6 protein-coding genes are annotated in these 7,048 nt (G+C 71.7%); 2 read left to right on the plus strand and 4 right to left on the minus strand.

The features are described from left to right. Positions 1-6: 6 nt before the first annotated feature. From ACWCSD_RS05200 to ACWCSD_RS05215, 4 genes are all read right to left on the minus strand, one after another. Positions 7-1,317, minus strand: a complete 1,311-nt coding sequence (locus ACWCSD_RS05200; RefSeq protein ID WP_449913180.1) for an MFS transporter — start codon at positions 1,315-1,317, stop codon at positions 7-9. A gap of 108 nt (positions 1,318-1,425) precedes the next feature. Further along, positions 1,426-3,525 (minus strand): glycoside hydrolase family 6 protein, encoded by a 2,100-nt coding sequence (locus ACWCSD_RS05205; RefSeq protein ID WP_449913181.1) that lies wholly within the window; start codon positions 3,523-3,525, stop codon positions 1,426-1,428. A gap of 26 nt (positions 3,526-3,551) precedes the next feature. Then, positions 3,552-4,526, minus strand: coding sequence for a GNAT family N-acetyltransferase (locus ACWCSD_RS05210; RefSeq protein WP_449913183.1), 975 nt, complete (start codon positions 4,524-4,526; stop codon positions 3,552-3,554). Between the two features lie 58 nt (positions 4,527-4,584). Beyond that, positions 4,585-4,830, minus strand: coding sequence for a DUF2630 family protein (locus tag ACWCSD_RS05215; RefSeq protein ID WP_352327988.1), 246 nt, complete (start codon positions 4,828-4,830; stop codon positions 4,585-4,587). A gap of 38 nt (positions 4,831-4,868) precedes the next feature. Here ACWCSD_RS05215 and ddaH point away from each other — a divergent pair, with 38 nt between their 5' ends. Both ddaH and ACWCSD_RS05225 read left to right on the plus strand, forming a co-directional pair. Then, complete coding sequence (gene ddaH, locus ACWCSD_RS05220) at positions 4,869-5,627, plus strand: dimethylargininase (protein WP_358292070.1); 759 nt, start codon at positions 4,869-4,871, stop codon at positions 5,625-5,627. A 259-nt stretch (positions 5,628-5,886) separates the two neighbouring features. Continuing rightward, on the plus strand, positions 5,887-7,048 hold a 1,162-nt coding region (locus ACWCSD_RS05225), incomplete at its 3' end, for a 2-isopropylmalate synthase (RefSeq protein ID WP_449913187.1).

Here is a 7,048-nt window from a genome sequence, read left to right on the forward strand (position 1 = left end):
GCCAGGTTAGACGCGGGCGGTGACCGGATCCGACGGCTCGGCGCCCTCGCTGCGGGACAGCGCCGCGTCGCGGGTCTCGCGCATGGTCAGGTAGACGACCAGGGAGACGGCGGCGCAGGCGGAGACGTACCAGTAGAAGCCGGACTCGATGCCCTTGTCCTTGAACCACAGGGCGACGTACTCCGCGGTGCCGCCGAACAGCGCGTTCGCGATCGCGTACGGCAGCGCCACCCCCAGCGCGCGCACGTGCGTCGGGAACAGCTCGGCCTTCACCACCGCGTTGATCGAGGTGTAGCCGGTCACGATCACCAGGCCGGCGAGCGACAGGACGAGCGCGCCCCCGAAGCCGCTCGCCCCGCCCAGCGCGGTCATCAGCGGCACCGTGCCCAGCATCGACCCGATCCCGAACGTGATCAGCAGCGGCCGGCGCCCGATGCGGTCCGACAGCGACCCGGCCAGCGGCTGCAGGCACATGAAGATGAACAACGCGCAGAAGCTGACCAGCGTGGCCGTCTCCTTCGGCAGGCCCGCGGTGTTCGACAGGTACTTGGTGAGGTACGTCGTGTAGGTGTAGTACGCGACCGTGCCGCCCATGGTCAGGGCGATGACCAGCAGCGCCTCCTTCTTGTGCGCCAGGAGCTGCCTGATCGTGCCCTTGTCCCGGCGCTCCTCTTCCTCCTCGCCGTACGCCTCGGTCTCCAGCAGGCTGCGGCGCAGGTAGAACACGACGGCGGCGGCCAGGGCCCCGACCACGAACGGCACCCGCCAGCCGTAGGAGCTCAGGGCCTCCTTCGACATCGTGTTCTGCAGGATGATCTGCAGGCCGAGGCCGACGAGCTGGCCGGCGGTCATGGAGACGTACTGGAAGCTGGAGGCGAAGCCGCGCCGGCCGCGCGGGGTGGCCTCGGTCAGGTACGTGGCGCTGGCGGCGTACTCGCCGCCCACCGACAGGCCCTGGAGCAGTCGCGCGACCACCAGGACCAGCGCGCCGGCGTAACCGACCGACTCGTACGTCGGCGCGATGGCGATCAGCAGCGCGCTGGCCGACATCAGCGTGACGGTGAGCGTGAGCGCCGCCTTGCGGCCCCGGCGGTCGGCGTAGCGGCCGAGCAGCCAGCCGCCGAGCGGGCGCATGAAGAAGCCGACGGCGAAGATGGCCGCGGTGTTGAGCAGCTTGGCCGTGTCGTCCCCGTCAGGGAAGAACGAAGCGGCGAAGTACACGGCGAAGCTGCTGTAGACGAACCAGTCGTACCACTCGACCAGATTGCCGACGGAGCCGCCGATCACTGCCTTCCACGGCACGCGCGCTTTGTTCATGTAGGACCTCCTGGGGGGAGTGGATGCAGGCCAGAGCCTCTCCCCAGAAGGTTGTTCGGACAAGGTGCGGCGGCTCAGATCTAACGTGCGCTTAACATCGGGTTTTCCTCAGCGCAACGGGGGCCGGGCGTTCTTCGCGCGTTCGAGCGCCAGATCGGCCCACCACTCGCCGCTCGCCGGCGCCACCACGCCGCGTTCGGGGTCCTTGTCGCCGTTCGTGCCGCGCCGGCACCGTCCGCCCGAGCTGCCGGCCCGGGTGATCCACAGGTAGGCGTCCGCCAGCTCCTCGCCCGTGTCGGTCGTGGGCCGCTCGCCGACGCCCCGGCCCGGTGGATTGCACCAGGTCTGCGGGTCTTTGTACTTCTTCGTCGGCGACCACGAGCCCTGGCCGTTCCTGGCCGTGTCCACCACGAAGTGCGGCAGGTCGCCGCCGGGGTCGGCGTCCTTCGGGCAGGTGGCGCCGCCCGTCCTGCGCATGACGGCGATGCAGGCCGACAGCGACTTGCCGTACTCGACGGCCTTGGGGGTGGGCTGGAAGGAGGCGGTGTTGACGAAGAACCCGTCGGCCCGGTCGATCCCGGCGCCGATCAAGCGCTGGGCCATGACCTCGGTGCCGGGGTAGAGGTCCTGGCTGCCGTCGAGGTAGACGGCCGTGCCGGGGTGCCCGGTCTTGAGCGATCGCACGGCCTCGCGCAGGTCCCGGTAGCGCTGCTCGGCCGTGCCGGCCAGTGTGCAGTCCTTGGTGCCGGGAAGGTTGACCAGGCTGGACGGCTCCAGGATGATCACGGCCTTGCGGTCGCCGATCTGGCGGGCGACGCCCTTGACCCACTCCTGGTAGACCTGCATCCCGCCCGCGCCGACGGCGGCGCAGTCGCCGCCGCCCGGCATGTGGTTGACCAGGAAGACGGGCACGCCGCCCGCCTCCTGCGCGGCGGTCACGGCGGTCTCGACCGTGGCCCTGACCTCGGGCTGGTTCAGGCGGATGGCGTGCGGGACGGCGGCCAGCCGCTCCATGAGCGCGGCGTCGGCCGGGCGGTCCTTGCGCCACACGGCGGCCTGGCGGGCGGCGGCCTTCTCCTTCTCGGACCAGAAGGTGACGCCGTTCTCGCGCAGCGGGTTGCGGGGTGTGGCGGTGGAGGCCGGTTCTGTGCCGGTGGCCGTGCGGGTGCTCGCGGGGGTGTCGTCGTGGGGCCACAGCAGGGCCGTGGTGACGCCGGCGGCCGCCACCACGACCGCCGCGGCCGCGGCCAGCAGCCTCATGCGCCGCTTCCCCGCCGCCGTCGCGTCCGTCCCTTCGAGAGGAGAAGGGGGGACGGTGCCCGGCGTCCCGGCGGTGGGAGGTGAAGGGGGGACGGTGGGCGGCGGCCCGGTGGTGGGGGAGGGGGGTGGGGTGGGGAGGGCGGCGGAGGGGGTGGCGGTGCTGAGGGCGTCCATCAGGTCCTGGGCCGTGGGGCGGGCGGCCGGGCTCTTGGCCAGCGACGCGGTCACCAGGTCGAGCAGCGGCCCCGACAACCCCCGCAGCTCGGGAGCCTCGTTGACGATGCGTAACAGGATCGTCGGCACCGACCCCGACCCGAACGGCGGCAGCCCCCCGGCGGCGAAGGCGACCGTGCAGCCCCACGAGAAGATGTCCGAGGCCGGCCCGACCCGCGACCCCGCCACCTGCTCGGGCGACATGTACGACGGCGTCCCCACGATCGCGCTGCTCATCTCCGACTCCGCCAGCCGCGCGATGCCGAAGTCGATGACCTTGGGCCCCACCTGGGACAGCAGCACGTTCGACGGCTTGAGGTCACGGTGCACGACCCCGGCTCCGTGGATGGCCCGCAACGCCATCGCCATGGCCGCGGCCAGCCCGTCGAGCGCGGAGCCCTTCAGCGGCCCGGAGTCGCGCACCGCGTCGTCCAGGCTGGGCCCCTCGACGTACTCGGTGACCAGGTACGCCACGTCCGCGTGCACGTCGGCGTCGAGCACCGGGGCGGTGCAGAAGCGGGCGACCCGCCGGGCCGCGGCCACCTCGCGGGCGAACCTGCGCCGGAAGTCGGGGTCGGCGTCCATCCTGGCGTGGATGAGCTTGACGGCCACCCGGGTGCCGCCGGGCTCCTCGCCCAGGTAGACGACGCCCATGCCGCCCTCGCCCAGCCGGCCCAGGAGGGCGTAGCGCCCCACCTGCCGCGGATCCGCGTCCCTCAGCGCCTCCAACGTCATGACGTGTCAGGTTAGCCGGGGAAAGGTCAGACCGTCAGCCGCCACTCGTCCCACTCGTCGAGCAGCTCGAACCCCATGGCCTCGTTGATGGCCAGCATGTGGGCGTTGGACGTGGCGTTCCAGGTGATGATCCGCTCCAGGTGGGGCTCGCGCTCGCGCAGCCACAGCAGGTTGGACAGCTTGAGCAGCAGGCCCAGCCGATGGCCGCGGTGCTCGCGCAGGACGGTGGTGTCGGCCTGGTGGCCCCAGCCGTCGGAGCGGTCGGCGGTGAGGTAGATCCGCGTGTAGCCGGCGGGCGCGCCGTCGGACTCGCGCCTGGCGATCACCGTGTAACAGGTCTCGCCGCCGAGCGTGACGCGCTCCTCGCGCAGGCGCAGGCGGTCGAGGTTGAAGGTCATGTCCTCGACGTCGGCGTCGCGCGGGGCGTCGTTCATGCCGCTCATCAGCGTGGCGAGGTCGGCCAGCAGCTCAGGACCGGCCGGGCCGGCGAACCGCTCGACGCGGTAGCCCGGCACCTCGGGCAGCATGCCGCGCAGCGCGGCCCAGTCGGCCGTGCGCAGGTCGAGCGTGCGGCGGGCCTCCTGGAGCGCGACCGTCATCCCGTGGGCGCGGGCGAAGCGGGCGCCGACGCCGGTGGTGGGCGTCTCGGTGAGCAGCAGGGTGCGGCCGTGGGCGCGCATCCGGCCGAGGGCGTGCTCGAACAGCTCGCTCCCGAGGCCGCGGCCGCGCAGCTCGGGCCGGACCACGAGCGGGAACAGCCAGCCCATGTGCCGGTTGTCGGACTGGGGCAGCGCCAGGCTGTAGCCGCCGGCGACCTTGCCGCCGTCGGTCAGGACCCAGGACTCGACCCGGTCGCCGGGAGGGCCGAGGAGGGCGATGACGGACAGGCGGGTGAGCGACAACTTGGGGCCGGGCTCGTGCGCGTGGGCGGCCAGGTAGGCGTCGTGCAGGCCCGTCATCAGCTCGCCCGGCCGGTCGAAGTCGATTGGCTGGATGTGCATCCGTCCAGCCAATCGCATCGGCGCCGCCTCCGGCCAGCCGTTTTACCGCCGGTGGGCCCTACTGCCGGTAGTTCTCCACCTCGCCGGCCGGGCGGACGGCCGCGCCGTCGGGGTCCTCGCCCGCGCCGCGCCTGGCCCGGCGCTGCCGGAGCAGGTCCCAGCACTGGTCGAGCGCCACCTCCAGCTGCTTGACCCGCGCGTGCTCCTCGTCGGAGGTGACCTCGCCCGCCGACAGCCTGCCGCGCAGCTCGTGCTCCTCGGCGACCAGAGCGCTGATCCTGGTGAGAATCTCGTCGTCCCGCATGCCCAAGACTCTAACGACTGCGTGATAGAACACGCCCTATGTCTGGTATCGCGCTGGTAAGGAAGCCCGGACCCCGGATCGCCGAGGGCATCGTCACGCACATCGAGCGTGCGCCCGTGGACCACGAACGCGCACGTCACCAGCACGACGCCTACGTCGCGGCGCTGGCCGCGGCCGGATGGCGGCCGGTCTACGCCGAGGACGCCGACCACCTGCCCGACGCGCCCTTCGTGGAGGACGCCGTGGTGGTGTCGGGGCGGCTGGCCGTGCTCACCCGGCCGGGCGCGCCGGAGCGGCGTCCGGAGGTGGAGTCCGTGGAGCGGGCCGTACGGGAGCTCGGCCTGAAGGCGGTCCGGATCGCCCGCCCCGGCACCCTGGACGGCGGCGACGTGCTCCAGGTCGGCCCCACCGTGTACGTCGGCAGGTCGGCCCGCACCGACGACGAGGGCGTCAGCCAGCTCGCCGCCCTGCTGCCCGAGCGGCGGGTCGTGCCCGTGGGCCTGCGCGGCGTGCTGCACCTGAAGTCGGCGGTGACCGCCCTGCCCGACGGGACGCTCATCGGCGATCCCGGTCGCGTCGAGCTGCCCGGCCTGCTCGAACCGCCGGAGGAGCCGGGCGCGCACGTGGTGCCGCTGGGCGGCGACCGGGTGCTGCTGGCCGCCTCCGCCCCGAGGACCGCGGCGATGCTGGAGCGGCGCGGGCTCGTCGTGACGAGGGTGGACATCTCGGAGTTCGAGCGGCTGGAGGGCTGCGTCACCTGCCTGAGCGTGCTCATCCCGGACCAGTCACCTGCCTGAGCGTGCTCATCCCGGACCAACAGTGGCGCGCGCCGGAATTTCGCGGCCCTGACCTGGTGTTTCACCATCGGTGGACCGATCGGCTCTCATGATGTGAGATCAAGGGCAGCGAATCCCGAGACGTCTGGTAGCGTGCTTGGCATGCTGCGCGGGCTGCTTCTTAGCTGCCGCGGCGAGGGCCTGTAAGGCCGGCTCCCTCGTCGCGGAGCCAGTCATGCGCGTCGGCCGCTTTCGACTCGACCGACGAGGAGCAGCAGACATGAACGCCCAGCAGCCCAGTCCCATGCCGGCCCATCGTTATCAGCCGTTCGAACCGATCCGGCTGACCGATCGCACCTGGCCCGACCAGGTCATCACCAAGGCGCCCCGGTGGTGCGCGGTCGACCTGCGCGACGGCAACCAGGCCCTGATCGACCCGATGGACTCCCACCGCAAGCTCCAGATGTTCGAGCTGCTGGTACGCATGGGCTACAAGGAGATCGAGGTCGGCTTCCCGGCCGCCTCCCAGACCGACTTCGACTTCGTCCGGCAGATCATCGACGAGGGCCGCATCCCCGACGACGTCGTCATCCAGGTGCTGACCCAGGCCAGGCCCGAGCTGATCGAGCGCACCTTCGAGGCGATCGAGGGCGCCAAGCAGGCCATCGTCCACCTGTACAACTCGACCTCCACCCTCCAGCGCCGCGTCGTGTTCGGCCAGGACAAGGAGGGCATCACCGCCATCGCCGTCGAGGGCGCCAAGCTGGTCAGGAAGCTGGCCGAGGCCACCGACGTCGACGTCTTCTACCAGTACTCGCCCGAGTCGTTCACCGGCACCGAGCTGGAGTACGCCGTCGAGGTGTGCGACGCCGTCAACGAGGTGTGGCAGCCCACCCCCGACCGCAAGGTCATCATCAACCTGCCCGCCACGGTCGAGATGGCCACGCCCAACGTCTACGCCGACCAGATCGAGTGGATGCACCGCAACCTGCGGCACCGCGACTCGATCGTGCTGTCGCTGCACCCGCACAACGACCGGGGCAGCGCCGTGGCCGCCGCCGAGCTGGGCTACATGGCCGGCGCCGACCGCATCGAGGGCTGCCTGTTCGGCAACGGCGAGCGCACCGGCAACGTGTGCCTGGTCACCCTGGGCATGAACCTGTTCTCGCAGGGCGTCGACCCCGAGATCGACTTCAGTGACATCGACGAGATCCGCCGCGTCACCGAGTACTGCAACCAGCTGCCCGTGCACCCGCGCCACCCGTGGGGCGGCGAGCTGGTCTACACCGCCTTCTCCGGCTCCCACCAGGACGCCATCAAGAAGGGCTTCGAGCACCTGGAGCGCGACGCCGCGGCGGCCGGCACGCCGGTGGCCGAGTTCACCTGGGCGGTGCCCTACCTGCCGATCGACCCCAAGGACATCGGCCGCACCTACGAGGCCG

This window comes from Nonomuraea sp. NPDC001684 (assembly GCF_053596515.1).

Bases quoted from the DNA above. Each gene is read 5' to 3' on its own strand.
- ACWCSD_RS05205 (WP_449913181.1), bottom strand. From the start codon at position 3,525: ATGACGTTGGAGGCGCTGAGGGACGCGGATCCGCGGCAGGTGGGGCGC.
- ACWCSD_RS05200 (WP_449913180.1), bottom strand. From the start codon at position 1,317: ATGAACAAAGCGCGCGTGCCGTGGAAGGCAGTGATCGGCGGCTCCGTC.
- ddaH (WP_358292070.1), top strand. From the start codon at position 4,869: ATGTCTGGTATCGCGCTGGTAAGGAAGCCCGGACCCCGGATCGCCGAG.
- ACWCSD_RS05215 (WP_352327988.1), bottom strand. From the start codon at position 4,830: ATGCGGGACGACGAGATTCTCACCAGGATCAGCGCTCTGGTCGCCGAG.
- ACWCSD_RS05210 (WP_449913183.1), bottom strand. From the start codon at position 4,526: ATGCACATCCAGCCAATCGACTTCGACCGGCCGGGCGAGCTGATGACG.